Raw genomic sequence first — 24380 nt, 5'->3', positions numbered from 1 at the left:
GCCGTCCCGGCCGGCGCTGCTGGCATTGGTTACCGTTACGGGGTGACGGTCACGAACGGGTACGACGCCTTCGAGGGCGCGGGTGACCTGCTGCGCGCGCTGTCGGCGCCGATCCGGCTGGCGATCGTGAGCGAACTGGCCGCGGGCGAGCGCTGCGTGCACGAGCTGGTGGAGAAGCTCGGCGCCCCGCAGCCGCTGGTCTCCCAGCACCTGCGGGTGCTGCGCGGCGCCGGCGTGGTGCGCGGCTCGCGGCGCGGCCGGGAGATCGCGTACGCGCTGGTGGACGAGCACGTCGCGCACATCGTGGCGGACGCCGTGAGCCACGCCGGGGAGGGGCCGTGACCGAGGGGGCCCTGCGCAACACCCGGCAGCGGACCGCGGTGAGCGCCCTGCTGGCCGAGGTCGACGGCTTCCACAGCGCCCAGGACCTGCACGCCATGCTGCGCCAGCGCGGCGAGCGGGTCGGGCTCACCACCGTCTACCGGACCCTCCAGGGGCTCGCCGACGCGGGCGAGATCGACGTGATGCGCCCGCCGGGCGGCGAGCACCTCTACCGACGGTGCAGCGAGGGCCATCACCACCACCTGGTCTGCCGGGCCTGCGGCCGGACCGTGGAGGTCGCCGGCCCCGCGGTGGAGAGCTGGGCCGAGCGGGTCGCCGCCGAACACGGGTACGTGCAGGTCAGCCACACCCTGGAGATCTTCGGCACCTGCCCGGGCTGCGCCGGCTGAGAAATCTGCCCCGTGCCCGCGCGGCCGGGCCGTGGCACGCTGTCCGGCGTGAAGATCTACGCCGACCGTTTTCCGACCGCCCTCCGTCAGCTCCTCACCGATCTGCTCGTGGTCGTCTGGGTGTACGCGGCGATCCGCTTCGCGCTCTGGGTGCACGACCTGGTCGAGAAGCTCGCCGTACCCGGACAGAAGCTGGAGGGGGCCGGCGGCGGGCTCGCCGACAACCTGGCCGACGCCGGCGGCAAGGTCGGCCGGGTGCCGCTGGTCGGCGACGAGCTGACCGCGCCCTTCACCAAGGCCGCCGAGGCCGCCCGCGCGGTCGCCGAGGCCGGCCGTGACCAGCAGGAGCTGGTCGGCCAGCTGGCGCTGGCGCTGGCCGTCGCGGCGCTGGTCTTCCCGCTCGGGCTGGTGCTGTTCGGCTGGCTGCCGCTGCGGGTGCGCTGGATGCGCCGGGCCGGCGCGGCGAAGGCGCTCGCCGCCGCACCGGCCGGGCGGGACCTGCTGGCGCTGCGCGCCCTCGCCGGCCAGCCGCTCGCCAAGCTGAACCGGATCGCGCCGGACGTGGCCGAGGCGTGGCGCCGCGGCGACGACGAGACGGTCGACGCGCTCGCCGCGCTGGAGCTGCGCGGACTCGGGCTGCGCACCGGCCGGTAAGGTGTGCCGGTGCTGTACTTCCTGATCGCCGTCGCGGTCCTGCTCCTGATCTACGCGGGCGTCCTCGTGAGCTACGTCCGCAAGGGCCGCCGGATCCCGCCGGCCGCGTACCTGGTGCTGGCCGGGCTGAACGGCCTCATCCTGGCCGGCGTGATCGCCTGGGCGGTCGCCCGCTGACGGCCGGCCCCCGCCGCGTCCGGCGGGGGCCGGCGACCGTCACGGCGCGGGCGGGATGCGGCGGCGGACGTCCTGGGCCGTCGACGGGCCGGGCTGCCAGCGGGCCACCCAGGGCTGGTCGGCGGGCGGGGTGACAACGCCCTCCTCGATCGAGGCGTAGCGCCCCGCGATGATCCGCTTGGCGGCGGCCACGTCCACCGCGTCGGTGTTCGACCACAGCCCGGTGAACAGCTCGTCGACGCGCAGCCGGGCCTGGCGGCAGAACAGGTCGGCCAACTCGACGTTCTCCGGGTGCTCGGCGCGCTCGGCGACCGCCCGGACGCAGACCGCCGACATGGCGAACAGCTCCGCGCCGATGTCCACCACCCGGCCGAGGAACGCCTGCTTGCGCTCCATCTTCCCCTGCCAGCGGGACATCGCGTAGAAGGTGGACCGGGCCAGCTTGCGGGAGGCGCGCTCGACGTGGCGCAGGTGCGCGGCGAGCGGGCCGAACTCGTGGTAGGCCCCGGGCGCCTGGCCCTTGCCGACGGCCAGGGTGGGCAGCCACTTCGCGTAGAAGACGCCGGCCCGCGCGCCGGCCTTCGCCTTGCGGCCCAGCCCGGCGTCCGGGTCGATGATGTCGCCGGCCACCGAGAGGTGCGCGTCGACCGCCTCGCGGGCGATCAGCAGGTGCATGATCTCGGTGGAGCCCTCGAAGATCCGGTTGATCCGCAGGTCGCGCAGGAGCTGCTCGACGGCGGCCGGGCGTTCGCCCCGGGCGGCCAGGGAGTCGGCCGTCTCGTAGCCGCGCCCGCCCCGGATCTGGATCAGCTCGTCGGCGATCTTCCAGGCCATCTCGCTGGCGTAGAGCTTCACGAGCGCGGCCTCGATGCGGATGTCGTTGCGGTCGTCGTCGGCGAGCAGGCAGCAGAGGTCGAGCATGGACTCCATGCCGTACGTCGTCGCGGCCATGAAGGCGAGCTTCTTGGCGACCGCCTCGTGCTCGCCGACCGGCCGGCCCCACTGGACCCGGTCGGCGGCCCACTCCCGGGCCACGTTCAACGCCCACTTGCCGGCGCCCACGCACATGGCCGGCAGCGAGAGCCGGCCGGTGTTCAACGTGGTCAGCGCGATCTTCAGGCCCTTGCCCTCGCCGCCGATCACGTTCTCCCTGGGCACGAAGACGTCGTGGAACCGGGTGAGGCTGTTCTCCAGGCCGCGCAGCCCGATGAAGGCGTTGCGCCGCTCGACGGTGATGCCCTCGCTGTCGCCCTCCACCACGAAGGCGGTGATGCCGCCGCGCCGCCCCTCGGCCGCCGGCACCCGGGCCATCACCACGAGCAGGGTGGCCACCGTGCCGTTGGTGGCCCAGAGCTTCACGCCGTTGAGCCGGTAGCCGGTGCCGTCCTCGGTGGGCTCGGCCGTGGTGGCCAGGCGGGCCGGGTCGGAGCCGACGTCCGGCTCGGTGAGCAGGAAGGCGGAGACCTCGCCGGCCGCCAGCCGGGGCAGGAAGCGCTCCTTCTGCTCGGGGATGCCGAACATCTTCAGCGGCTGCGGCACGCCGATCGACTGGTGCGCGGAGAGCAGCGCGCCGATCGACGGGTTCACCGAGCCGGCCCGCATCAGCGCCCGGCAGTAGTGCAGGTTGCTCAGCCCGAGGCCGCCGTGCTTGCGGTCGATCTTCATGCCGAAGGCGCCGAGCCGGGCCAGCCCGTGGAACACCTCGTCGGGGATGCGCGCGTCCCGCTCGATGGCCGCACCGTCCACCTCGGATTCCAGGTACGCCCCGAACGCCGCGAGGAACTCCTCGGCCCGCGCCGCCTCGGCCGGGTCGAGGCGCGGCCAGGGGTTGATCAGGTCGAGCTGGAAGCGGCCGAGGAACAGCTCCTTGCCGAAGCTGGGCCGATCCCAGGCCGACTCGCGGGCCGCCTCGGCGACCTGCCGCGCCTCCTTCTCGGTGACCTGACCGGCCTCGGCGGGCAGCGGCCCGGCCCCGTCCACGCCGGCCGGTGGCTGGGGGTCGTCGGCGGGCGCCACCCGCCCGGTCGGACCGCCGTGCCCGGCGGGGTCGGGCCGGCTGTTCTGTGTCGTGGTCACGGCTGCCTCCTGAAGACCTCGGTCCGGCTGCGTCGACGTGCCTCGAAAACGACGCTACCCCCGGGTGTTACCCAGGGGTAGCCTCGCGCGCACGTCCGATTTGGCGGGTCCGGGCGGTCAGTCGCCGGCCAGCGTCCGTGGATCGTCGTCCTCGTCGTCGATGTCGTCGTCACCCCAGTTGCGCCGTGCGAACGGCAGGATCACCCAGAAGACCAGGAACCAGACCCCGGTGAACGCGCTCAGCAGGAAGGCGATCGGGCGGCTCAGCACGAAGTCGGTGATCAGCAGGACCGCGCTCACCATCGAGATCAGCATGAAGCCGAGACCGCCGCTGGCCATCCGGTGCGCGAAGCGGACCAGCTCCGGCTTGCGACCCTGGCGGAACAGTGCCCGGTGGAAGGCGACCGGTGAGATGATCATCGCGGTGGCCGCGGCGGCGGACAGCAACGCCACGATGTAGACGTCCCGCTGGAACTCGGTGGTCCGGGTGAAACCGTTGCTGAACGGCAGGGTCAGCAGGAAGGCGAAGAGGATCTGCACCCCGGTCTGCGCCACCCGCAGCTCCTGGAGCAGGTCGGCGAAGTTGCGCTGCCAGCGCTGCTTCTCGGTTTCCTTGGACACCCGCACCTCCAGGACAGACGGTACTGCCGGTGGGGGTCTCCCACCGGCAGCTCAGCCTGTGCCCGATCGGGCGGAGTGTGAAACGCGTTCAGGCTCCGCGGCGGATGCGGCCCGCGTACCGGGCCTCCAGCTCGGCGTTGTGCTCGTCGCCGCCCGTGATGTTGGCGGACCGGTACACCGGGGGCCGCTCCCCCACCGCGAGCAGCCGGGCGACGACCTCCGCGACGATCTGCTGGGCCAGCAGCGCGGCCGTGATCGAGGAGACCGCGCCGACCGCGCCGCCACCGGGCAGGGGCAGGGTGGCGTCGCCGTACGGGGCGCCGTTGTCCAGCACCACGTCGGCGAAGTCGGCGAGCTTGCGGCCGGACGGGTGGCGGGAGGTCATCCGGGCCGAGTGCTGCGCCGAGGTGATGGCCACCAGCCCGTGCCCGCGCGCCTTCACGATCGAGGCGAACTCGACCATCGCCCCGTTCACGCCGGAGTTCGAGGCGAGCACGAACACGTCCTGCGGCCGGACCGGGGCCAGCTCGTAGAGGCGGTGCGCCACGGCCGGCTCGCGTTCCAGCTTCGGGCCGAGCACGTCGGCCGGCTCGCCGCCGTGCAGCACCAGGTCGCGCAGGGCGATCCGGTTGGTGGGCACCAGCCCACCGGCCCGGCCGGCGATCTCCATGGCGAGAGCCTCCGAGTGACCCGTGCCGAACGCGTGCACCACCCCGTCGGCGCGCAGCGACGCGGCGATCAGGTCGGCCGCCCGGGCCACGTTCTCCCGCTGATCGGCGGCCACCCGGCCGATCGTCTCGGTCACCACCGCCAGGTACGCCTCGGCGCTCACCGTCATGCTTCCTCCGTCCGTCGGTGCCGGGCCAGCCACTCCACCGCGAAGTCGACCGCCGCCCGCTGCCTCATCAACCGGCCCGTCCCGTCGCCGACCGGCCCGAGCCGCACCGCGCCGGTGGCCTCCAGGTCGGCGCCGAGCCGGGTGAAACCCTCGTCGTCCAGGCGGACGTCGTCCCACCACACCCACTCCCGGCCGCCGTCGGCGGTCAGCACCGCCCCGCCGCAGCGCTGCCGGGGCGGCGCGGGCTGCCGGTACTCGGCCAGGTGCAGGGACGTGTTGCTGCCGTGGTCGACGCCGAGCAGCAGCACGTCGGCGTCGAGGTCGTGGAGGCGGGCCAATGGTGAGCCCTCGCCCAGCATGTCGGCCCGCTCGTGGCCGGCGACGATCCGTGCGGCGGCCGGCCCGAGCGCGGCGAACGAGACGTGCGGGTGGTCGCTGCGCAGCGCCCCCGGCCAGGTGCGGACCAGTTCGGCGAACGCGCCCATGAACCGGCTCGGGGTGACCGCCGGGTCGAAGCCGGGCAGCTCGTCGCGGATCACCGGCCACCAGTCCGCCGGCACCGGCGGGTTGTTCCACTCCGCCGGGTCGCTGTTCTCCGGCGTGTGGGTGGGCACCACCACCGTGCCGGCCGGGCCGAGCACGTCGCGCAGGGCGAGCAGCACCGCCTCGGGCCCACCGCAGAGGAAGCCCAGCGGGCGCAGGGAGGCGTGCACCAGCACGGTCCCGCCGGGGCGTACCCCGAGGTCGTGGAGCTGGGCGGCGAGCGACGCGCGGGTGTGCGGCCGGGCCGGCGCGGTCGTCGCGATCATCGGCCGATGCGGGCGAGGACCGCCGCGGTCAGCGGGCCGGGTGCCTCGTCCGGGATCCAGTGGGTGACGCCGGGCAGCACCGCGAAACGGTAGTCGCCGGTCACGTGCGCGGCGCACGCGTCGGCGGCGGTGCGACCGATCGCCACGTCCCCGTCGCTCCACACGAACGTGGTGGGCACGTTCACCGGCCCGACGGCCTTCATGTCCGCCCCGGTCATCGCCCGGTACCAGTTCAGGGCCGCGGTCAGCGCGCCGGGCTCGCGCATCGGGTCGGCGTAGCGGGCCACCCGGCCGGCGTCACCCACCCCGCCGAGCATCCGGCGCAGGGTCGCCGCACGGAACGCCAGCAGCACCTTCTCCGCCTTGCCCGGCTTGCGGAACAGGGCGATGTAGGACGAGCGGGCCTTCTGCCGCGGGTCGGTGGCGAGCGCGTGCCCCATGGCCGCCGGGTGCGGCACCGACACCGCGGTCAGCGTGCGGACCCGCTCCGGGTGCGCCGCCGCCAGGCCCCACGCCACGATGGCGCCCCAGTCGTGGCCGACCACATGGGCGGCGGTCACCCCGAGCGCGTCGAGCACGGCGGCCGCGTCGGCCACCAGCTCCGGGATCCGGTACGCCCCGACCTCCGCCGGCCGGGCGCCGGGCGAGTAGCCGCGCTGGTCGAGCGCGTACGTGCGCAGCCCGGCCGCGTGCAGCGCGGGGGTCACCTCGTCCCACTCGCCGGAGTGCTGCGGGAACCCGTGCAGCAGCAGGACGGGTTCACCGTCCTCGGGGCCGCCGGTGCGTACCTCGAACGTCAGACCTCGCGCCTCGACCCGCATGGCCGCCACCCTAACGGGCGATCGCCCTGCTGGGCCGGGCGGCGGTGGCGGTGCTAGCGTCTGCGACGAGACAACTTCACATCCGACAGGGGAGCGCACAGCGCTGAGAGTGCGGGCCGGTGCCCGCAGACCCTCGAACCTGATCTGGGTAATGCCAGCGCAGGGAGTTCGGTCGACCTCCAGCCGCGCCGCCGTCCGGTGACCACCGGGCGCGGCGTGCGTCTTCTCCTGGTTCCTCACCTGAACTGGGAGTCCGTCATGAACCACACCGACAGCAACCGCTGGCGCACCGTCGACATCGTCGTCGCCTCGGTGATCGCCGTCGCCTTCGGCGTCATCTTCTGGGCCTGGGGGCTGCTCTGGGGCGCCACGGACGCCGCCTTCGCGTTCTTCCCGCCCGCGCAGACACTCATCTACGGCGTCTGGCTGGTGCCGGCCGTGCTCGGCGGGCTGGTCATCCGCAAGCCCGGCGCCTCGCTCTACTGCGAGCTGCTCGCGGCGATCATCTCGGCGCTGCTGGGCAGCCAGTGGGGCGGCATCGTCATCGTCCAGGGCCTCATGCAGGGCCTTGGCGCCGAACTGGCCTTCGCGGCGTTCCGCTACCGCGCGTACCGGCTGCCGGTCGCCCTGCTGGCCGGCGCGCTGACCGGCCTGACCGCCGCGATCTTCGACTTCGTCTACTGGAACAAGGCCTACGACCTGGTCGACTACCGCCTGCCCTACGCCCTGCTGACCATCGTGAGCGCCACCATCATCGCGGGCGCGGGCGCCCACTTCCTCACGCGCGCCCTGGCCAACACCGGCGCCCTGGACCGCTTCCCGGCGGGCCGCGACCGAGCCCTGGTGTGACCGTTGATCAAGAGGTTTGCGTCAGCGGACGCGGTTTTCCGGACGCAAACCTCTTGATCAACCAAGCTGGGCCGAGAGGGGAGGTGGGGCGCGTGGGTGCCGTTGAGCTTCGGGGGTTTGGGTGGCGGCATGCCGGGCGGAAGCGCTGGGCCCTCAGGGGGGTGGATCTGCGCGTCGAGGTCGGGGAGCGGGTTCTGCTGCTCGGATCGTCCGGCGCTGGGAAGAGCACCCTGCTCGCCGCGCTGGCCGGGTTGCTGCCCGAGGACTCCGGCGAGCAGGAGGGCACCGTCGAGATCGACGGGCTCGACCCGCGCAAGGCCCGGGAGCGGGTCGGCGTCGTCTTCCAGGACCCGGAGACCCAGCTCGTCATGGCCCGCTGCGGCGACGACGTGGCGTTCGGGTTGGAGAACCGGGGCGTACCCGCGGAGGAGATCTGGCCCCGGGTGGACGAGGCGCTGCGCCGGGTCAGCTTCCCCTATGACCGGGACCGGGCCACCGCCGCGCTGAGCGGGGGCGAGCAGCAGCGGCTGGCGCTGGCCGGCACGCTCGCCCTGCGACCGGGGCTGCTGCTGCTCGACGAGCCGACCGCCAACCTCGACCCGGCCGGCGCCGACCTGGTCCGCCGGGCCGTCGCCGACGCTCTCGACGCCGACACCACGCTGATCCTCGTCGAGCACCGGGTCGCCGAGGCGCTGCCGCTGGTCGACCGGGTGGTCGTGCTGGAGCCCGGCGGCGGGGTGCGCGCCGACGGGCCGCCCGAGGCGGTCTTCGCCGCGCACGGCGACGCGCTCGCCGCCGCCGGGGTCTGGGTGCCGGGCCGCACCGTGCCGCCCCGGCACGCCACCGCGCCACCCGGCGAGGTGCTGCTCACCGCCGACCGCCTCGGCCTGCCGCCCCGGCTGGCCCCCACCGACCTGGAGGTACGCGCCGGCGAGGCGCTCGCCGTCCTCGGCCCGAACGGGGCCGGCAAGTCCACCCTGGCCCTGCTCCTCGGCGGCCTGCTCCGCCCCGGCACCGGCACGGTCGCGGCCACCCCCGCCCTCGCCGGCCGCGACGCGCGCACTCCCCCGCACCGCTGGCGGGCGCCCGCCCTGGCCGGCCGGATCGGCTCGGTCTTCCAGGACCCGGAACACCAGTTCGTCACGAGCACGGTGCGCGACGAGCTGGCCCTCGGCCCGCGCCGCACCGGGCAGCCCGAGGCGACCGTGACGGCCACCGTGGACGCGCTGCTGGAGCGGCTGCGGCTGGACCGGCTGGCGGGCGCCAACCCGTACACCCTCTCCGGCGGGGAGGCGCGGCGGCTGAGCGTGGCGACCGCCCTGGCCACCGCGCCGCGGCTGCTGATCTGCGACGAGCCCACCTTCGGCCAGGACCGGCGGACCTGGCGGGAACTGGTCGACCTGCTGGCCGACCTGCGCGACGCCGGGCACGGCGTCGTCGCGGTCACCCACGACGCGGACTTCGTCGCCGCGCTGGCCGACCGCACGCTCACCCTGGAGCGCCGATGAGGCCCACCGGACCCGACCGCACCGTCACCCGCGAAGCGCCGATGACGCCCGCGTCACTCCCAGTGTCCGGCCGTCGCTCGGCAGCGCCGGTGACGCCCGCCCGACCCGACCGCACCGTCGTCCGGGAGAGGCGGTGATCAGCGTCGAGCCGGTCGCGGCGGCCGGGGCGCCGCTGGCCCGGCGCAACCCGGTGGCGAAGCTGGCCGCCGCGCTGGTCTTCACCCTGATCCTGGTGGCCACCCTCGATCCGGTGGCCCCGGGCATCGCCATCGCCGTCGAACTCGCGGTGCTGCCGTTGTTCGGTGTCCGCTACCGGGTGCTGGCACGGCGGGCCTGGCCGCTGCTCGCCGGCGCCGGCGGCATCCTGGTCACGCTGGTGCTCTTCGCGGCCGACCGCTCCGGCCGGGTGCTGGTCGAGGCCGGCCCGGTGCTGGTCACCGAGGGCGTGCTGCTCACCGCGCTGGGTCTGGTGCTGCGGATGCTCGCCGTGGCGCTGCCCGGGATCCTCGTGTTCGCGACCACCGACCCCACCGACCTGACCGACGCGCTGATCCAGAACGCGAAGGCGCCCGCCCGGTTCGCCATCGGCGCGCTGGCCGCGTTCCGGCTGGTGCCGCTGCTGGAGGAGGAATGGCGGATAATCAGCATGGCGCGCCGGGCCCGGGGCGTGGACGCCGGCCGTAACCCCCTCGCCAAGCTGCGGCTGTTCGGGTCGACGGCGTTCGCGCTGCTGGTCGGGGCGATCCGGCGGGGCACCCGGCTGGCCGTCGCCATGGACGCGCGGGGCTTCGACGCCGGCACCCCGCGCACGGTCGCCCGGCGCCAGCGCTTCACCCGGGCGGACGCCCTGCTGGTCGCCGGCGCGGCGGCGATCGCCGGGGCGGCGCTCACGGTCAGCGTGGTCCTGGGCACCTTCCGCCCGCTGATCGGCTGAGCCCGCTACCGCCGCGGCTGGGCGATCCCGCTCCGGTACGCCAGCACCACGGCCTGCACCCGGTCCCGCACCCCGAGCTTGGCGAAGATGCGGTTCACGTGCGTCTTCACGGTCGCCTCGCCGACGAAGAGCTGGCCGGCGATCTCCCGGTTGGACAGGCCGAGGGCCATCATCCGCAGCACCTCGGTCTCGCGCGCGGTCAGCTCGGCGAGGCCCGGGTGGGGAACCACCGACGCGGTCGCGGTGTAGTGGTCGATCAGGCGGCGGGTGATCGACGGGGAGAGCAGGGCGTCGCCCCGGGCCGCGGTCCGCACCGCCTCGGCCAGCTCCCGCGGGGGCGTGGTCTTGAGCATGAACCCGGAGGCGCCGGCGCGCAGCGCCCGGTAGACGTACTCGTCGAGGTCGAAGGTGGTCAGCATGATGATCCGGGTGTCGCTCCGTGCCGCGAGGATCCGCTCGGTGGCGGCGATCCCGTCCACCGGCGCCATGTGGATGTCCATGAGCACCACGTCGGGCGCGAACCGGGCCGCCAACTGCACGGCTTCCGCGCCGTCGGCCGCGTCGGCGACCACCTCGAGGTCCGGCTGGGCGGTGAGGATCAGGCGGAGCCCGCCGCGCACCAGCGCCTCGTCGTCGGCGATGAGGACCCGGGTCATCCGGTGACCCCGGCCGTGGCCAGTGCGCCGGCCGACGCGTCGACGTCGAAGGGCAGCGTGACGCGCACCTCGAAGCCGCCCTGCGGGCGGGGGCCGGCGCTCACGGTGCCGCCGAACAGCTCCACCCGCTCCCGGATGCCGGTCAGGCCGTGGCCGGTGCCGGCGTTCCGGCGGGCCGGGCCGGCACCGTCGTCCGCCACGTGCAGCCGGAGGGCGTCGCCGGCCACCTCGATCGAGACGCCGACGGTCGCGCCCGGCGCGTGCCGGGCGGCGTTGGTCAGCGCCTCCTGGAGGATCCGGTAGCCGCTGACGTCGGCGGCGGCGGGGATCGTGTCGAGGTCACCCGTGACGGTCACGTCGACCCGCCCGCCGGCCAGGGTCACCCCGGCGGTCAGCCCGTCGATCCGCCGCAGCGACGGCAGTCCCTCCGGGGCCGCCTCCGCGCCGCGGAGGATCACCAGCAGCCGGCGCAGCTCGGTGACCACCTCGCGCCCGACCTCCTGCACCGCGTCGAGGGACGCGCGGGCCTGACCCGCGTCCGAGTCGAGCACCGCCTGCGCCGCGGCGGCCTGCAGCACCATCACCGAGACCCCGTGCGACACGATGTCGTGCAGTTCGCGGGCCACCCGCAGCCGCTCGTCCGTCCGGGCGGCGGCCTCCCGCTCGGCGGCCAGCGCCACGAGCCGGGCCGCCTGCGCCCGCCGCATCCGCACGGCGTACCCGGGACCCACCACGGCGAGCCCCACGAACAGGATGAAGACCCAGTCGGAGTCGCCGGCCACGGCGTTCTCGATCCCGAGCGGGAGGAGGTAGCCGGCCACCGCGACCGCGACCGCGGCCCGGCCACCCACCGCGACACAGGCGAAGGTGGCCGCCACGAGCGCCAGCAGCGGCACGACCGGCCACTCCGGCAGGACCGGCGTGAAGCTCTGCGCGGTGAAGCAGGCCCCGGCGATGACGGCGGCCGTCCGGGGGTACGTCGTGCAGCCGGCCACCGCGAGGCCGTAGCCGACCAGCAGCACGGTGAGGACGGCGAGCCAGCCGGCGGAGAGCGCGGCGAGGTCCGGCCCCTCCCCCTCGACGTAGCCGGCCAGCGGTACGTACAGCTCGGCCAGGCCGAACGCGAACAGCGCGGCCCCGGCGAGCGAGATGGCCACGCCGCGCCACCGGGCCCGGACGTCGAGGGCAGACATGCCGGAAGGGTAGCCACGGCGGGCGGCTCTCCGCGTCCACCCACGGGTGTAGCGACCGCCACCGACACTCCACCCGGGGCTCAACTTCCGCGCCGACGACCCGGCCCGGGTGTCGCTCCTAACGTCCCTCCCACGACTTCGAGAGGAGACACTGATGGACGACAGCACTGGCGGGCGGACCGGCCGGCGGCTCACCGCGGGCGCCCTGCTCGGCGGCGGCGTGGTGTACGGCGTCGCGAACGCCTTCTACTGGGTGATGTTCCCGGACGACGTGGCCGACACCGCCGGGAACGTGGCGGTGGCCGCCGGGAACCTGGGCGCGTGGCGGGTGGAGACCGTGCTGTTCGCGCTGGCCCACCTGCTGCTGCTGCCCGCGACGCTCGGGCTGGCCGCCACGCTGCACCGGCGCAGGCCGGTGGCCGCCATGATCGGCGGCGCCACGGCGCTGCTCGGGCTCTACTTCTCCACCGTCCACCTGTGGCAGTACAACGCCTTCTTCGGGGCCCTGGCCGGCGGTGGTGTGGACGCCGACGCCGCCCGCCCGGTGACGACCGCGATCGACGGGGATCCGTTCGTGATGGCCTCGTTCGCGGTGTGGCTGCTCGGCTGGCTGGTCGGCCTGCTCGTGCTGGCCTTCGGCGCCTGGCGGGCCCGCCTCGTGGCCCTCTGGGTGCCGCTGCTGCTCACCGCCGGGCAGGTGCTGGACCTGGTCGGCTCGGGCGTCCCGGTCAAGCTGGCGGTGAGCGCGCTCATGGTGGCCGGCTTCGTGGGCCTGGCCCTCGGCGTCGCCCGGCGGCACGCGGTCGAGGCGCCGGCCGGGACGGCGGCCCCGGCGACCGCCGCGGCCTGAGCGGGCGAAGGAGGCTCCGGGTGCGGTTGTCGTCGCCGGAGCGACGACAACCGCACCCGACGACCTCAGCTGCGCCGGAAGGCGTAGAACCGGGTCTGACCGGCGCGCTGGCTGCGTCCGGCGAGCCGGGCCTCCCGGCCGGCCGGCGGGCCGGACTTCGGCGGCGGCGGCGTGTCCCCGCGGCCGGGCAGGGTCACCGGTGCGGCGGGCGCCACGGTGAGCGCGTCGAGATCCGGCGGGGTGAGGTCCACCGGGGACGGCGCGGGCTTCGGGGATTTCTTCGGACTGCGCTTGGCGGACATACGCTGCCTCCTGACTGTCGGGCACCCGTGGGCACGGCGAGCGGGGAACAGCCCGGGCGGGTCCGGCCAGGAACGCCACGCCACCGACGGTGACGGGAGAATGCGGACGCCCGGGGCGCACGGTCCACGGCGGTACGCGCGGTGGACCGGGCCTGCGAGAGGTGGGCGTCAGTTACGCATGCCAGCACGCTAACCCACGCCGCGCCGCCCCCGCACCCGAATTACCGCCACCGGGTTCGGAACCCACCGCCACCGTGCCCTCACCCGGCGTCGACGTCCCGGCCCCGCGCCGTACGCGCCGCGATACGGTCGCAGCACGGGCACCGGAGACGAAGGGTGGCGGTAGGCATGGCACAGCGGGCGACGGCGCAGATCGGGGTTACCGGTCTGGCGGTGATGGGCCGCAACCTGGCCCGGAACCTGGCGCGCAACGGCTTCACCGTGGCGGTGCACAACCGCTCGCCGGAGCGCACCCGCAGCCTGGTGGCCGAGCACGGCGGCGAGGGCACGTTCGTGGCGGCGGAGTCCCTCGCCGACTTCGTGGCCGCGCTGGAACGCCCCCGCGCCGTGATCGTCATGGTGAAGGCCGGCGCCCCCACCGACGCCGTGATCGACGAGCTGGTCCCGCTGCTGGAGGAGGGCGACATCGTCGTCGACTGCGGCAACGCGCACTTCGCCGACACCCGCCGCCGCGAGGAGGCGCTGCGCGGGCACGGGCTGCACTTCGTCGGCACCGGGGTCTCGGGCGGCGAGGAGGGCGCGTTGCACGGGCCGAGCATCATGCCGGGCGGCTCGGCCGAGTCCTACCGGAAGCTCGGCCCGATCTTCGAGCGGATCGCCGCCCAGGTGGACGGCGTCCCGTGCTGCCGGCACATCGGCCCGGACGGCGCGGGCCACTTCGTGAAAATGGTCCACAACGGCATCGAGTACGCGGACATGCAGCTCATCGCCGAGGCGTACGACCTGCTGCGGGCCGGCCTGGCGGCGAGCCCGGCGGAGATCGCGGAGATCTTCCGGGAGTGGAACGGCGGCGAGCTGGAGTCCTTCCTCATCGAGATCACCGCCGACGTGCTCGGGCACACCGACGCGGCGACCGGCCGGCCCTTCGTCGACGTGGTGCTCGACCAGGCCGAGCAGAAGGGCACCGGCCGGTGGACCGTGCAGAGCGCGCTGGACCTCGGCATCCCGATCACCGGCATTGCCGAGGCCACCTTCGCGCGGTCGCTCTCCGGGCACGCCGACCAGCGCGCCGCCGCCCGCCGCGCGTTCCCCGACGCGGGTGAGAAGTGGCAGGTGGACGACCGGGACACGTTCGTCGAGGACGTCCGGCGGGCGCTGCTGGCCAGCAAGATCGTCGCGTACGCGCAGGGCTTCGACCACATCCGGGCCGGCAGCCAGGAGTACGCCTGGGACATCGACCTGGGCGGCACCGCCACCATCTGGCGGGGCGGCTGCATCATCCGGGCCCGTTTCCTGGACCGGATCCGCGAGGCGTACGACACGGAGCGGGACCTGCCCACGCTGCTGGTCGCCCCCTGGTTCGCCGACCGGGTCGGCGCCGGGGTCCCGGCCTGGCGGCGGGTGGTGGCCGACGCGGCCCGGACGGGCGTGCCCACCCCGGCCTTCTCGTCGTCGCTGGCCTACTTCGACGCGTTGCGCGCCGAGCGGCTGCCGGCCGCGCTCATCCAGGGGCTGCGGGACAACTTCGGCGCGCACACCTACCACCGGGTCGACCGGGAGGGATCGTTCCACACCCTCTGGGCGGGCGACCGCTCCGAAGTGGAGGCGTGACCGCGCTCAGGCCAGCGTGGCGTGCATCTCCCAGACCAGGATCTCGGCCGGCTCGTCGGCCGTCACCCGCTGACCGCCGGCCATCGTGATCCGGACCGCGTCGCCCTCGTCGAGCCGTCCGGCCGCTTCCAGCGTCACCGCGCCGCCGGGCACGTAGAGGTGCAGGAAGGGCGCGTCGGGCAGGTTCACCGTGTCGCCGGGGGCGAGCCGGGCGGCGTGCAGGGTGGCGTACCGGTTGCGGATCCGGATGGCGGAGGCGCCGTCGTACCGGTCCATCCCGGAGGCGACCGGCACGAGGCCGCCCCGCAGCAGCTCGTCGCCGATCTCGAGCTGCTCGTAGCCGGGGTCGATGCCCTCCTCGTCGGGGAGCACCCACATCTGCACGAAGTGGACCGGGTCGTGGTGCGGGGCCGTGTTCTCCAGCCGCCAGGAGTCGTTCTTCTCCGAGTGCAGGATCCCGGTGCCGGCGCTCATCCGCTGGGCCAGGCCCGGGTAGATGACGCCGGAGTGCCCGGTGGAGTCCTGGTGGACGAGCGATCCCCGCAGCACCCAGGTCACGATCTCCATGTCCTGGTGCGGGTGGGTCTCGAAACCGGTGCCCGGGTGCACCACGTCGTCGTTGTTGACCAGCAGCAGCCCGTGGTGGGTGTTGGCCGGGTCGTAGTGCCGGGAGAACGAGAAGGAGTGCTTGGAGTCGAGCCAGGACAGCCGGGTGAAGAAGCGATCCCCGGCCCGGCGGACGTCCACCGCCGGAGCGGGCGCCGTCGCCGTCACCAGGCCCGCTGCCCGGTCTCGGCCGGCGCCCAGGTGAGCGCCGGCTCGCCGGTGCTCAGCTCGGCGATCTCCCCGGCGCGGACGGCTGGTGTGTGGCCGAGTTCGGCGCAGTGCTGCTCGGCGATCTCCGCGCAGATCTCGGCGACCTGCTCGCAGATCGGGCTGCCCAGGTCCGCCGCGTTCAACGCCATGATCATTTTGAACCGGAGATCGTGCATCCCCCACCCCCGTGGCGGGCGCGTCCGGGCGGCGCGCCCTCGCGCCGATCGTACGCGCGGACGCCCCGCTCCCGGCCGGAAAGCCGGATGGCGGGGCGCCCGCGTGACGGCCCGCCACGGCGGGCCGTCGACGTCACCAGAACCGACGGCGCTTGGCCTTCTGCGGCCGCAGCATGTCGGCGCCCTTGGTGAGCAGTCGGCTCACCCCGGTCGGGCCGCGACGGGCCTCCAGGGTGTGGCTGAGCCGGCGCGCGCCGGCCGCCGCCAGCGGCACGGCGACCGCCATGACCGCCCACTGGGCAATCCGCTTCTGAATCATGTGGGTTCACCTCCGCAATCTGCCTGCTGTCCGGATTGATACCCAGCGGGCGGCGTCGGTAAGCGCGACCTCAGGTGCCGGGGGCCACCGGGTTGGGCAGCGCGCCGCCGAACCGGCGGTCCCGCTGGGCGTAGAGCTCGCAGGCGTACCAGAGGTGCCGGCGGTCGAAGTCCGGCCAGAGGGTGTCGAGGAAGACCAGCTCCGCGTAGGCGGTCTGCCAGAGCAGGAAGTTGGAGGTGCGCTGCTCCCCGGACGGGCGGAGGAACAGGTCCACCTCGGGGACCTCCGGGTGGTAGAGGTATTTCGCGATGGTCTTCTCGGTGACCTTGCCCGGGTCGATCCGCCCGGCGGCCGCGTCGCGGGCGATCGCGGCGGCCGCGTCGGCGATCTCCGCCTGGCCGCCGTAGTTCACGCAGAACTGGAGGGTCAGCGTCGAGTTGCCGCGGGACATCTCCTCGGCGGTCTGCAACTCGGAGATGACGCTCTTCCAGAGCCGCCCGGCCCGGCCGGACCAGACCACGCGGACGCCCAGGTCGACGAGCTGGTCCCGGCGGCGGCGGATGACGTCCCGGTTGAAGCCCATGAGGAAGCGGACCTCCTCCGGGGAGCGCCGCCAGTTCTCGGTGGAGAACGCGTACGCCGACAGGTAGGGGATGCCCAGCTCGATCGCGCCCTCGATGGTGTCGAAGAGGCTGTGCTCGCCCTGCTCGTGACCCTTGGTCCGGGGCAGCCCGCGCTCCTTGGCCCAGCGGCCGTTGCCGTCCATCACCACGGCGACGTGCTTCGGCAGCGCGTCGGCCGGCAGCGCCGGCGGCCGGGCGCCGGAGGGGTGCGGAGTCGGTGGCACCGGCTCGCGCCGGCCGGCCCTCATCGATCGGATCACTCGGTAATCTCCCTGTTCACACCAGCGGCGGCGGGCCCCGCGCCGGTGCGCGGCGGGACCACACCCGGCCCCGCGCCGCCGGGCGGCGGGACCGCGCCGGGCGCCGGGGCACCCCGGTCGACCAGCGGCAGCGAGCGTAGCGCGCGCTCCAGGTGCCACTGGAGGTGCGCCGCGACCAGGCCGCTGCACTCGCGGCGCACGGGGGTCTCGGTGGCGTCGGCGTACGCCCAGTCGCCCGTGGTCAGCGCGGACATCAGCGCGATGGTGGCCGGGGCGGGGTGGGCGGCGCCGGGGGGCCGGCAGTCTGGGCAGACCGCGCCGCCGGCCGGCACGGAGAACGCCCGGTGCCGCCCCGGGGTGCCGCAGACCGCGCACGCGGTCAGCGCCGGCGCCCAACCGGCGAAGGCCATGCCGCGCAGCAGATAGGCGTCGAGCACCAGGGTGGTGGCGTGCTCGCCGGTGGCCAGCGAGCGCAGCGCGCCGAGGGTGAGCTGGAACAGCCGCAGCGAGGGTTCCCGCTCGATCGGCGTGAGCCGCTCGGCGGTCTCGGCGATCGCGCTGGCCGCCGTGTAGCGGGGGTAGTCGCCGAGGAACCGCTTGCCGTAGAGGTCGATCCCCTCGGCCTGGCTGATGGTGTGCAGCGAGCTGCCGTGGTTGCCCTTGGGGTCACCGGCGAGCTGGAGATCGACGTGCCCGAACGGCTCCAGCCGGGCGCCGAACTTGCTGGTGGTGCGGCGGACGCCCCGGGCCACCGCGCGTAGCCGGCCGTGCCGCCGGGTGAGCAGGGTGATGATCCGGTCGGACTCGCCCAGCTTCTGCACGCGCAGCACCACCGCGTCGTCGCGGTAGAGCTGTCGGCGGTATCCGGCCACGGCCCATTCTCCCTCGGGGTGCGATCTCAGGGTCTCCTCGGGGTGGATCGGCGGTCGAACCCGGATGCGCCGCCCGCGGGGTCGGCCGTAGCGTCCTGGCCATGGCTCTGCACCGGACCGCCGTCGCCGCCGCCGCGGCCGCCACCCTGATCGTCCTCGCCGGGTGTGACACCCTGTCGTTCCGCCGCCTGGACTACGACCAGACCGAGAGCGCGAAGATCGCCCGGATCACCGTGCCGGCCGGCGGCGCGGGCGACGTGACGATCCGGGCCACCGGCCCGGCCGACCAGGTGCGGATCAAGCGGATCGTCCGCTACCAGGGCGGGGAGCCCAACACCCGCTACGAGATCAAGGGCGACGAGCTGGTGCTGCCGAGCGACTGCGGCTCCCGGTGCACGGTCTCCTGGGAGGTGACCGCCCCGGAGGGGGTGACGGTGCGCGGCGAGGCCAGCTCCGGCAACGTCACGCTGCACCGGGTCGGCCCGGTGGACTTCAGCCTGAACTCGGGCGACGTCAACGTCACCGAGGCCCGTGGCGAGGTCCGCGTCACCACCACCTCGGGAAACATCGAGGTGGTCGACGCGACCGGCCCGGTCCGGCTGCGTGCCTCCTCCGGCGACATCAGCGCCCGCCGGCTCGCCGCCGAGGTGGACGCCGAGGCCACCTCGGGCAACCTCAGCATCGAGCTGGACAAGCCGGCCGCGGCCCGGTTGCACGCGACCAGCGGCGACGTCGACCTGACCGTGCCCGAGGGCCGGTACCGGGTGCGGGCGGACGCCAAGTCGGGCGACACCGACCTCGCCGTGCCGAACGACCCCGGCGCGACCCTGCTGCTCGACGTCACCGCGACCAGCGGCAACGTGCGGGTCGCCGGCCGCTGAGGCGCGCCGCCGGTCAGCCCGGGACGCGCTCGGACCGCGCGGGCGCGCGCGGGGCCGGCATCCGGGCGCCGGCGGTCGCCAGTTCGCCGCCCGCGCCGGCGGGCGCCGGGCTGGCCGGTGCGGCCGCCGCCCGCTCGGCCGCCGTCGGCCGGGGCCGGCCGGGCACCAGTTCCGGGGTACGCCGGGCGGCCCGGTCCTCGACCCAGCCGACCAGCAGGGTGACCACGCCGACCAGCGCGAACACCAGCGCCACCCGGATGGCCAGTCCCAGGAGGTCCTGGTGCGACCAGCCGACCACGTCGACCAGCGGCGTGAGCGCCACCACGAACGGCATGTGCCAGAGGTAGACGGTCAGCGCGCGCCGGTTCAGCACGGTGACCACCCGGCCCAGCACCGGGGTGCGGTCGACCCAGGCCGCGCCGGCGGGCGCCCGGCCGATCGCCACCAGGATGAACGCCGCCGACCAGAGCGCGTTGCCCAGGTGGATGTCGTTGAGGTCGTAACCGCGGGGGCCCGGGTGGGTGAAGATCCAGCCCAGCCCGGCCGCGCCGAGGGCGACCGCGAGCGGCACGAGCACCCGGTTGGCCGTGCGGCGCAGCAGGCCGTCGTGGTGGGCGAAGCCGAGCAGCCAGGCGCCGAAGTACAGGCCGAACTCGCGCAGCACGGCCGGCGGGTTCGCCAGCACGCCCAGCTCGATCGCCACGAGCAGCGCGTACGGGGCCAGCAGGGTGGGCAGCGGGGCCCGGCGGAACAGCCAGAGGGCCACCGGCGAGGCCAGCACGAACCACAGGTAGTCCCGCAGGTACCAGATCGGGCTCAGCGCGAGGGCACCCCAGTGGTTGGCCGGCGGGTCGCTGACCGGGAAGAGCCAGAGCAGCACCTTCGGGGTGAGCGGCAGCCCGGTGAGCAGCATGGCCGGCACGAAGACCGCGGCGAGCACCCAGAGCGAGGGCAGCAGCCGGCGCAGCCGGCGCCCCACGGCCGGTACGCCGCTCCGGTCCAGCGACGCGGCCATCAGTGAGCCGGCGAGCGCGAACATCACCGACATCGCCGGGAAGATCAGGGTCAGCGTCGCCCATCCGGTGACGTGATAGACGACGACGCGCACGATGGCCAGGGAGCGGAGCAGGTCGAGGTATCGGTTACGCATCAGCTCGCGGGGGCGTCGGGGGCAGGGGATAGCGCTTCCCTACCCTCCGACCCCGCCGGACGAAACGGTGCGCGGGCCGGGGTCAAAAGTGAAACTTCCCATAAACCAGACCGATCCGGACCACCCTGGCAGGCCCCGCGAACGCGGACCGCCGGCCCCGGAAAACGGGACCGGCGATTCTGGGGTACGGGGTCAGAAGCCGAGCTTGCGCAGCTGCTTCGGGTCGCGCTGCCAGTCCTTCGCGACCCGGACGTGCAGGTCCAGGTAGACCCGGGTGCCGAGCAGCTCCTCGATCTGCCGGCGGGCCGTGGTGCCGACGTGCTTGAGCCGGCTGCCCCGGTGACCGATCACGATCGCCTTCTGGCTCGGTCGCTCCACGTACACGTCCGCATAGATCTTGGTGACGTTCCCCTCGGGGATCATCTCCTCGACCACGACGGCGATCGAGTGCGGGAGCTCGTCCCGGACGCCCTCGAGGGCGGCCTCGCGGACCAGCTCGGCCACGAGAACCTGCTCGGGGTCGTCGGTGAGCATGTCGTCCGGGTAGAGCTGCGGCGACTCCGGCAGGTAGCCGGTCATCACGTCGACGAGGGTGTCCACCTGGTGGCCCGAGACGGCGCTCACCGGCACCACGTCGGCGAATTCACCCAGCTCGCTCACCGCGAGCAACTGCTCGGCGAGCCGCTTCTTGTCCACCAGGTCGGTCTTGGTGACCACCGCCAGCACGGTGGCCCGCAGGCTGGCCAGCTCGCCGGTGATGAACCGGTCGCCCCGCCCGATCGGCTCGTTCGCCGGGATGCAGAGGCCGATCACGTCGACCTCGCTCCAGGTCTCCCGGACCAGGTCGTTCAGCCGCTCGCCGAGCAGCGTGCGGGGGCGGTGCAGGCCCGGGGTGTCGACCAGCACGAGCTGCGAGTCCGGCCGGTGCAGCACGGCCCGGATGATGTGCCGGGTGGTCTGCGGCTTGTTCGAGGTGATGGCGATCTTGGTGCCGACGATCGCGTTGGTCAGCGTCGACTTGCCCGCGTTCGGCCGCCCGACGAAGCAGCCGAAACCGGCCCGGTAGGGACGCTGGGCCGGCTCGCTCACTCGACCACCGTGCCGAGGACGGTGCCGTCCGGCGCGGCCACGTGGATCGGCGCATCGGCGGCGAGGTCACGGACCGCGGCGTGCCCCGCGCCGTCCAGCGTCGAGGCCTCGGTCACCACCACGGCGGCCTCCAGCCGGCTCGCGCCGGCGGCCACCGCCGAGGCGACCGCGAGCTGGAGCGCGGTCAGGGTCAGCGACGGCAGCGCCACGCTGGCCGCCGCGTACGTCCGGCCGTCCTGGTCGCGCACCGCCGCGCCCTCCACGGCGCCGACCCGGCCCCGCGCACCCCGGGCCAGGACGACCAGCTTGCCGTCCTCGGCGCTCAGCTCGGCCGGGTCGGACGGGGTGGGCCGGGCGGCCGGCAGGGCGGGTGACTCAGGCATCGGCGGGTTGCCTCTCCTCGGAACGGTTGTGGTTGCCGCGGGGATCGGCCTGCTCGCCGCGCCCCGCGCTGTCCGGCGCGTCGCCCGGCTCGGCCCGGCTGACCAGCACGGTGTCGATCCGGTTGCGCCGGCCGGTGGTGCCCTCGGCGATCAGCCGCAGCCCGGCCACCTCGGCCTCGGCGCCCGGGATCGGCACCCGGCCGAGCGCCTGGGCGAGCAGGCCACCGACCGTCTCCACCTCATCGGTGGGCAGTTCGGTGTCGAACAGCTCGCCCAGATTCTCCACCGGCAGCCGGGCGGTCACCCGCACGGCCCCGTCCGCCAGGCGCTCGACCGGCGGGCGTTCGACATCGTACTCGTCGGTGATCTCGCCGACGATCTCCTCGAGGATGTCCTCGATGGTGACCAGGCCGCCGGTGCCGCCGTACTCGTCGACGACGATGACCAGGTGGTTGCGGGCGGCCTGCATCTCCGAGAGCAGGTCGTCGACCGGCTTGGACTCGGGCACGAAGGTCGCCGGGCGCATCAGCTCGGCCACCGGCATCTGCCGGGCCTCCGGGGCGCCCTGGATCCGGCGGATCAGGTCCTTGAGGTAGAGCACGCCGAGCACGTCGTCGACGTTCTCGCCGATCACCGGGATGCGGGAGAAGCCGGAGCGCAGGAAGAGCGCCAGCGCCTGGGCGAGGGTCTTGCCCTCCTCTATCCACACCATCTCGGTCCGGGGCACCATCACCTCGCGGGCGATGGTGTCGCCGAGCGCGAACACCGAGTGGATCATCTGCCGCTCGCCGTGCTCGACCACGCCGCGCTGCTCGGCCAGGTCGACCAGCTCACGCAGCTCGACCTGGGTGGCGAACGGCCCCTCCCGGAAGCCGCGCCCCGGGGTGACCGCGTTGCCGATCAGGATGAGCAGCGAGGCCAGCGGGTTGAGCGCCCGGCCCAGCCAGCGCACCAGCGGCGCGACCGCGCGGCCCACCGCGTAGGCGTGCTGCCGGCCGAGGGTGCGCGGCGCGACGCCGACCACCACGAAGCTGACCACGGCCATCGCCCCGGCGGTGACCAGGGCGGCCCGCCAGCCGGCGCCGAAGGTGTCCACCGCCACCAGCGCGACCAGCGTCGTGGCGGTCAGCTCGGCCAGCAGGCGGAGCAGGAGCAGCAGGTTGAGGTGGCGGACCACGTCGCCGGCGACGGCCTGGAGGGTGCGCGCCCCGCGCGCGCCGTCCCGGGCCAGCTCGGCGGCCCGGGCCGGCGAGACGGCGGCCAGCGCCGCCTCGGTCATGGCGATGAGGCCGGCGAGCACCACCAGCCCCGCCGCGACGGCGAGGAGGGTGAGGTCGGGCAGGCCGGCGGGCGCGCCGCCGGCCGCCAGGGTGGTCATCACTGCGACCGGGTCGACCGCCAGCTGGCCAGCAGCCGGGCCTGGAGACCGAACATCTCCCGCTCCTCCTCCGGCTCGGCGTGGTCGTAGCCGAGCAGGTGCAGCACGCCGTGCACGGTGAGCAGGTGCAGCTCGTCGGCCGTGGAGTGCCCGGCGGCCGCGGCCTGCTTGGCCGCCACCTCCGGGCAGAGCACGATGTCGCCGAGCAGGGCCGGCTCACCGCCGGCCGGGGCGCTCTCGCCCGGGCCGTGGTCGACGCTGCCCTCGTCCATGGGGAAGGCGAGCACGTCGGTCGGGCCGTCGCCACCCATCCAGCGGTGGTTCAGCTCCGACATGTAGTCGATGTCGACCAGCAGCACGGAGAGCTCGGCGAGGGGGTTGACCCCCATCTCGTCGAGGGCGTGCCGGGCGACGGCGAGCACGGCGTCGGTGTCGACGTCGGCGCCGGACTCGTTGGCGATCTCGATGGACAACTGTCTTCCTCTGGTGGGTTAGCGGCGCCGGCCGGCCCGGCCGCCCTGGGCGGTCCGCCCGGGCACGGCGTGCACGCTCTGCGCCTGCTGGTTCTCCCGCTCGGCGTCCCAGCGGGCGTACGCGTCGACGATCTCGCCCACCAGCTTGTGGCGGACCACGTCGGAGCTGGAGAGCTGGGCGAAGTGCACGTCCTCGACGTTGCCCAGGATCTCCCGGACCACCCGCAGGCCGCTCGTCGTGCCGCCGGGGAGATCCACCTGGGTCACGTCACCGGTGACCACGATCTTGGAGTTGAAGCCGAGCCGGGTGAGGAACATCTTCATCTGCTCGGGCGTCGTGTTCTGCGCCTCGTCGAGGATGATGAACGCGTCGTTGAGGGTGCGGCCGCGCATGTAGGCGAGCGGCGCCACCTCGATCGTGCCGGCGGCCATCAGCTTCGGGATCGACTCCGGATCGAGCATGTCGTGCAGCGCGTCGTAGAGCGGGCGCAGGTATGGGTCGATCTTCTCGTTCAGGGTGCCGGGCAGGAAGCCCAGCCGCTCCCCCGCCTCGACCGCCGGCCGGGTCAGGATGATCCGGTTGACCTGCTTGGCCTGGAGGGCCTGCACGGCCTTCGCCATGGCCAGGTAGGTCTTGCCCGTGCCGGCCGGGCCGATGCCGAAGACGATGGTGTGCGCGTCGATGGCGTCGACGTAGCGCTTCTGGCCCAGCGTCTTGGGACGGATGGTGCGGCCGCGCCGGGAGAGGATGTTGAGCGTCAGGACCTCGGCGGGCCGCTCGCTGCCACCCTGCTCGAGCATGCCGACGGTACGCCGGACGGCGTCTGTGGTCAGGGTCTCGCCTTTCTCGATCAGTTCGAGCAGCTCGCTGAAGAGGCGCTCGGCGAGGGCGTTGTCGGCGGGCGCGCCGGTGATGGTGATCTCGTTGCCCCGCACGTGGACGTCACTGTTGACCGAGCGTTCGACGAGCCGCAGGATCTCGTCGCCCGCGCCGAGCAGATTCACCATGATCTTCTGGTCGGGAACCGTGATCCTGGTCTGCACCCGGGGCGGGCCGGGAGGTGGGGTGCCGGTCATAGGTCGGGCCGTCGGGCCCTACGCCACCTGCTCTCGAACTCGGCGCCGGGCCCTGCTGGCGCGGCGGTCGTGA

29 protein-coding genes and 1 riboswitch are annotated in these 24380 nt (G+C 74.2%); of the genes, 10 read left to right on the top strand and 19 right to left on the bottom strand.

Annotated features, from left to right (window positions below; all coding sequences use genetic code 11):
- The first annotated feature begins 42 nt into the window (after positions 1-42).
- From GA0070214_RS30345 to GA0070214_RS32040, 4 genes are read left to right on the top strand one after another with little or no spacing between them, the layout of a single operon-like run.
- The gene (locus GA0070214_RS30345; RefSeq protein ID WP_091269949.1) at positions 43-342 is read left to right on the top strand and encodes an ArsR/SmtB family transcription factor; all 300 of its coding nucleotides are present in this window, start codon (positions 43-45) and stop codon (positions 340-342) included.
- Positions 339-731 (top strand): Fur family transcriptional regulator, encoded by a 393-nt coding sequence (locus GA0070214_RS30340; protein WP_091269948.1) that lies wholly within the window; start codon positions 339-341, stop codon positions 729-731. Before GA0070214_RS30345 ends, GA0070214_RS30340 begins: the two co-directional genes overlap by 4 nt.
- A 48-nt stretch (positions 732-779) precedes the next feature.
- Positions 780-1385, top strand: a complete 606-nt coding sequence (locus GA0070214_RS30335) for a hypothetical protein (protein WP_091269969.1) — start codon at positions 780-782, stop codon at positions 1383-1385.
- Positions 1386-1394: 9 nt separating this feature from the next.
- Positions 1395-1562 (top strand): hypothetical protein, encoded by a 168-nt coding sequence (locus GA0070214_RS32040; protein WP_167364364.1) that lies wholly within the window; start codon positions 1395-1397, stop codon positions 1560-1562.
- A gap of 39 nt (positions 1563-1601) precedes the next feature.
- Here the strand turns inward: GA0070214_RS32040 and GA0070214_RS30330 are convergent, their stop codons facing one another.
- The 5 genes from GA0070214_RS30330 to GA0070214_RS30310 form a co-directional block, all read right to left on the bottom strand.
- Positions 1602-3638, bottom strand: a complete 2037-nt coding sequence (locus GA0070214_RS30330) for an acyl-CoA dehydrogenase family protein (protein WP_377463766.1) — start codon at positions 3636-3638, stop codon at positions 1602-1604.
- A gap of 117 nt (positions 3639-3755) precedes the next feature.
- Positions 3756-4259, bottom strand: coding sequence for a DUF6328 family protein (locus tag GA0070214_RS30325; RefSeq protein WP_091269947.1), 504 nt, complete (start codon positions 4257-4259; stop codon positions 3756-3758).
- Between the two features lie 88 nt (positions 4260-4347).
- Complete coding sequence (locus GA0070214_RS30320) at positions 4348-5097, bottom strand: sugar isomerase domain-containing protein (RefSeq protein WP_091269946.1); 750 nt, start codon at positions 5095-5097, stop codon at positions 4348-4350.
- Entirely contained in the window at positions 5094-5906 is an 813-nt protein-coding gene (locus tag GA0070214_RS30315) for an AAC(3) family N-acetyltransferase (RefSeq protein ID WP_091269945.1), read from the bottom strand. The genes GA0070214_RS30320 and GA0070214_RS30315 overlap by 4 nt, the downstream gene beginning before the upstream one ends.
- The gene (locus GA0070214_RS30310; protein ID WP_091269944.1) at positions 5903-6727 is read right to left on the bottom strand and encodes an alpha/beta fold hydrolase; all 825 of its coding nucleotides are present in this window, start codon (positions 6725-6727) and stop codon (positions 5903-5905) included. The genes GA0070214_RS30315 and GA0070214_RS30310 overlap by 4 nt, the downstream gene beginning before the upstream one ends.
- A gap of 77 nt (positions 6728-6804) precedes the next feature.
- A riboswitch (TPP riboswitch) is annotated at positions 6805-6911 on the top strand.
- A gap of 74 nt (positions 6912-6985) precedes the next feature.
- Between GA0070214_RS30310 and GA0070214_RS30305 the strand changes: the two genes are divergently transcribed.
- The 3 genes from GA0070214_RS30305 to GA0070214_RS30295 all read left to right on the top strand — a co-directional run bounded on the left by GA0070214_RS30305 (position 6986) and on the right by GA0070214_RS30295 (position 10018).
- Positions 6986-7576, top strand: coding sequence for an ECF transporter S component (locus GA0070214_RS30305; RefSeq protein ID WP_091269967.1), 591 nt, complete (start codon positions 6986-6988; stop codon positions 7574-7576).
- 92 nt (positions 7577-7668) lie between these two features.
- Complete coding sequence (locus GA0070214_RS30300) at positions 7669-9084, top strand: ABC transporter ATP-binding protein (protein WP_091269943.1); 1416 nt, start codon at positions 7669-7671, stop codon at positions 9082-9084.
- A gap of 133 nt (positions 9085-9217) precedes the next feature.
- Positions 9218-10018 carry an energy-coupling factor transporter transmembrane component T family protein gene (locus tag GA0070214_RS30295; RefSeq protein ID WP_091269942.1) on the top strand — a complete coding sequence of 267 codons (801 nt, stop codon included), beginning with the start codon at positions 9218-9220 and terminating at the stop codon, positions 10016-10018.
- Positions 10019-10023: 5 nt separating this feature from the next.
- Here the strand turns inward: GA0070214_RS30295 and GA0070214_RS30290 are convergent, their stop codons facing one another.
- Positions 10024-10674, bottom strand: a complete 651-nt coding sequence (locus tag GA0070214_RS30290) for a response regulator (protein WP_091269941.1) — start codon at positions 10672-10674, stop codon at positions 10024-10026.
- Positions 10671-11867 carry a sensor histidine kinase gene (locus GA0070214_RS30285; protein WP_091269940.1) on the bottom strand — a complete coding sequence of 399 codons (1197 nt, stop codon included), beginning with the start codon at positions 11865-11867 and terminating at the stop codon, positions 10671-10673. The genes GA0070214_RS30290 and GA0070214_RS30285 overlap by 4 nt, the downstream gene beginning before the upstream one ends.
- Before the next feature lie 154 nt (positions 11868-12021).
- Here GA0070214_RS30285 and GA0070214_RS30280 point away from each other — a divergent pair, with 154 nt between their 5' ends.
- Positions 12022-12717, top strand: a complete 696-nt coding sequence (locus GA0070214_RS30280; RefSeq protein WP_091269939.1) for a hypothetical protein — start codon at positions 12022-12024, stop codon at positions 12715-12717.
- Between the two features lie 65 nt (positions 12718-12782).
- Here the strand turns inward: GA0070214_RS30280 and GA0070214_RS30275 are convergent, their stop codons facing one another.
- On the bottom strand, positions 12783-13019 hold the full coding sequence (locus tag GA0070214_RS30275) for a hypothetical protein (protein WP_091269938.1): 237 nt from the start codon (positions 13017-13019) through the stop codon (positions 12783-12785).
- Positions 13020-13367: 348 nt separating this feature from the next.
- Here GA0070214_RS30275 and gndA point away from each other — a divergent pair, with 348 nt between their 5' ends.
- The gene (gene gndA / locus GA0070214_RS30270) at positions 13368-14810 is read left to right on the top strand and encodes an NADP-dependent phosphogluconate dehydrogenase (RefSeq protein WP_091269937.1); all 1443 of its coding nucleotides are present in this window, start codon (positions 13368-13370) and stop codon (positions 14808-14810) included.
- A 6-nt stretch (positions 14811-14816) separates the two neighbouring features.
- On the opposite strand, the gene GA0070214_RS30265 is transcribed toward gndA, so the two are convergent.
- The 5 genes from GA0070214_RS30265 to recO all read right to left on the bottom strand — a co-directional run bounded on the left by GA0070214_RS30265 (position 14817) and on the right by recO (position 17876).
- Positions 14817-15584 carry a pirin family protein gene (locus tag GA0070214_RS30265; protein WP_208602957.1) on the bottom strand — a complete coding sequence of 256 codons (768 nt, stop codon included), beginning with the start codon at positions 15582-15584 and terminating at the stop codon, positions 14817-14819.
- Positions 15581-15802, bottom strand: coding sequence for a thioredoxin reductase (locus GA0070214_RS30260; protein ID WP_091269966.1), 222 nt, complete (start codon positions 15800-15802; stop codon positions 15581-15583). Before GA0070214_RS30260 ends, GA0070214_RS30265 begins: the two co-directional genes overlap by 4 nt.
- A 133-nt stretch (positions 15803-15935) precedes the next feature.
- Entirely contained in the window at positions 15936-16121 is a 186-nt protein-coding gene (locus tag GA0070214_RS30255; RefSeq protein ID WP_091269936.1) for a hypothetical protein, read from the bottom strand.
- 70 nt (positions 16122-16191) lie between these two features.
- Positions 16192-16992: an isoprenyl transferase gene (locus tag GA0070214_RS30250; protein ID WP_091269935.1), complete on the bottom strand. Its 801-nt coding sequence runs from the start codon at positions 16990-16992 to the stop codon at positions 16192-16194.
- Between the two features lie 8 nt (positions 16993-17000).
- Positions 17001-17876 carry a DNA repair protein RecO gene (gene recO / locus GA0070214_RS30245; RefSeq protein ID WP_091269934.1) on the bottom strand — a complete coding sequence of 292 codons (876 nt, stop codon included), beginning with the start codon at positions 17874-17876 and terminating at the stop codon, positions 17001-17003.
- A 101-nt stretch (positions 17877-17977) separates the two neighbouring features.
- On the opposite strand from recO, the gene GA0070214_RS30240 reads away from it, so the two are divergent.
- Positions 17978-18757 carry a DUF4097 family beta strand repeat-containing protein gene (locus GA0070214_RS30240; protein WP_091269933.1) on the top strand — a complete coding sequence of 260 codons (780 nt, stop codon included), beginning with the start codon at positions 17978-17980 and terminating at the stop codon, positions 18755-18757.
- Positions 18758-18770: 13 nt separating this feature from the next.
- Here GA0070214_RS30240 and GA0070214_RS30235 read toward each other — a convergent pair whose 3' ends face one another.
- From GA0070214_RS30235 to GA0070214_RS30210, 6 genes are all read right to left on the bottom strand, one after another.
- Positions 18771-19907 carry an acyltransferase family protein gene (locus GA0070214_RS30235; protein WP_091269932.1) on the bottom strand — a complete coding sequence of 379 codons (1137 nt, stop codon included), beginning with the start codon at positions 19905-19907 and terminating at the stop codon, positions 18771-18773.
- Positions 19908-20099: 192 nt separating this feature from the next.
- Positions 20100-20996, bottom strand: coding sequence for a GTPase Era (gene era / locus GA0070214_RS30230; protein ID WP_091269931.1), 897 nt, complete (start codon positions 20994-20996; stop codon positions 20100-20102).
- Complete coding sequence (locus GA0070214_RS30225; protein ID WP_091269930.1) at positions 20993-21379, bottom strand: cytidine deaminase; 387 nt, start codon at positions 21377-21379, stop codon at positions 20993-20995. The genes era and GA0070214_RS30225 overlap by 4 nt, the downstream gene beginning before the upstream one ends.
- Positions 21372-22781: a hemolysin family protein gene (locus GA0070214_RS30220; protein WP_208602961.1), complete on the bottom strand. Its 1410-nt coding sequence runs from the start codon at positions 22779-22781 to the stop codon at positions 21372-21374. The genes GA0070214_RS30225 and GA0070214_RS30220 overlap by 8 nt, the downstream gene beginning before the upstream one ends.
- Positions 22757-23230, bottom strand: coding sequence for an rRNA maturation RNase YbeY (gene ybeY, locus GA0070214_RS30215; RefSeq protein ID WP_091269928.1), 474 nt, complete (start codon positions 23228-23230; stop codon positions 22757-22759). The genes GA0070214_RS30220 and ybeY overlap by 25 nt, the downstream gene beginning before the upstream one ends.
- A gap of 18 nt (positions 23231-23248) precedes the next feature.
- Entirely contained in the window at positions 23249-24307 is a 1059-nt protein-coding gene (locus GA0070214_RS30210; RefSeq protein ID WP_091269927.1) for a PhoH family protein, read from the bottom strand.
- Positions 24308-24380: the final 73 nt, after the last annotated feature.

The organism is Micromonospora chaiyaphumensis (assembly GCF_900091435.1).
Taxonomy (GTDB): Bacteria; Actinomycetota; Actinomycetes; order Mycobacteriales; family Micromonosporaceae; genus Micromonospora; species Micromonospora chaiyaphumensis.
Note: the sequence above shows the minus strand (reverse complement) of the source record. Positions and strands in the feature narration are given on the sequence as shown.

Bases quoted from the DNA above. Each gene is read 5' to 3' on its own strand.
- GA0070214_RS30320 (WP_091269946.1), bottom strand. From the start codon at position 5,097: ATGACGGTGAGCGCCGAGGCGTACCTGGCGGTGGTGACCGAGACGATC.
- GA0070214_RS30315 (WP_091269945.1), bottom strand. From the start codon at position 5,906: ATGATCGCGACGACCGCGCCGGCCCGGCCGCACACCCGCGCGTCGCTC.
- GA0070214_RS30310 (WP_091269944.1), bottom strand. From the start codon at position 6,727: ATGCGGGTCGAGGCGCGAGGTCTGACGTTCGAGGTACGCACCGGCGGC.
- GA0070214_RS30305 (WP_091269967.1), top strand. From the start codon at position 6,986: ATGAACCACACCGACAGCAACCGCTGGCGCACCGTCGACATCGTCGTC.
- GA0070214_RS30290 (WP_091269941.1), bottom strand. From the start codon at position 10,674: ATGACCCGGGTCCTCATCGCCGACGACGAGGCGCTGGTGCGCGGCGGG.
- GA0070214_RS30285 (WP_091269940.1), bottom strand. From the start codon at position 11,867: ATGTCTGCCCTCGACGTCCGGGCCCGGTGGCGCGGCGTGGCCATCTCG.
- GA0070214_RS30280 (WP_091269939.1), top strand. From the start codon at position 12,022: ATGGACGACAGCACTGGCGGGCGGACCGGCCGGCGGCTCACCGCGGGC.
- GA0070214_RS30275 (WP_091269938.1), bottom strand. From the start codon at position 13,019: ATGTCCGCCAAGCGCAGTCCGAAGAAATCCCCGAAGCCCGCGCCGTCC.
- gndA (WP_091269937.1), top strand. From the start codon at position 13,368: ATGGCACAGCGGGCGACGGCGCAGATCGGGGTTACCGGTCTGGCGGTG.
- GA0070214_RS30260 (WP_091269966.1), bottom strand. From the start codon at position 15,802: ATGCACGATCTCCGGTTCAAAATGATCATGGCGTTGAACGCGGCGGAC.
- GA0070214_RS30255 (WP_091269936.1), bottom strand. From the start codon at position 16,121: ATGATTCAGAAGCGGATTGCCCAGTGGGCGGTCATGGCGGTCGCCGTG.
- GA0070214_RS30250 (WP_091269935.1), bottom strand. From the start codon at position 16,992: ATGAGGGCCGGCCGGCGCGAGCCGGTGCCACCGACTCCGCACCCCTCC.
- GA0070214_RS30240 (WP_091269933.1), top strand. From the start codon at position 17,978: ATGGCTCTGCACCGGACCGCCGTCGCCGCCGCCGCGGCCGCCACCCTG.
- GA0070214_RS30235 (WP_091269932.1), bottom strand. From the start codon at position 19,907: ATGCGTAACCGATACCTCGACCTGCTCCGCTCCCTGGCCATCGTGCGC.
- GA0070214_RS30225 (WP_091269930.1), bottom strand. From the start codon at position 21,379: ATGCCTGAGTCACCCGCCCTGCCGGCCGCCCGGCCCACCCCGTCCGAC.
- GA0070214_RS30210 (WP_091269927.1), bottom strand. From the start codon at position 24,307: ATGACCGGCACCCCACCTCCCGGCCCGCCCCGGGTGCAGACCAGGATC.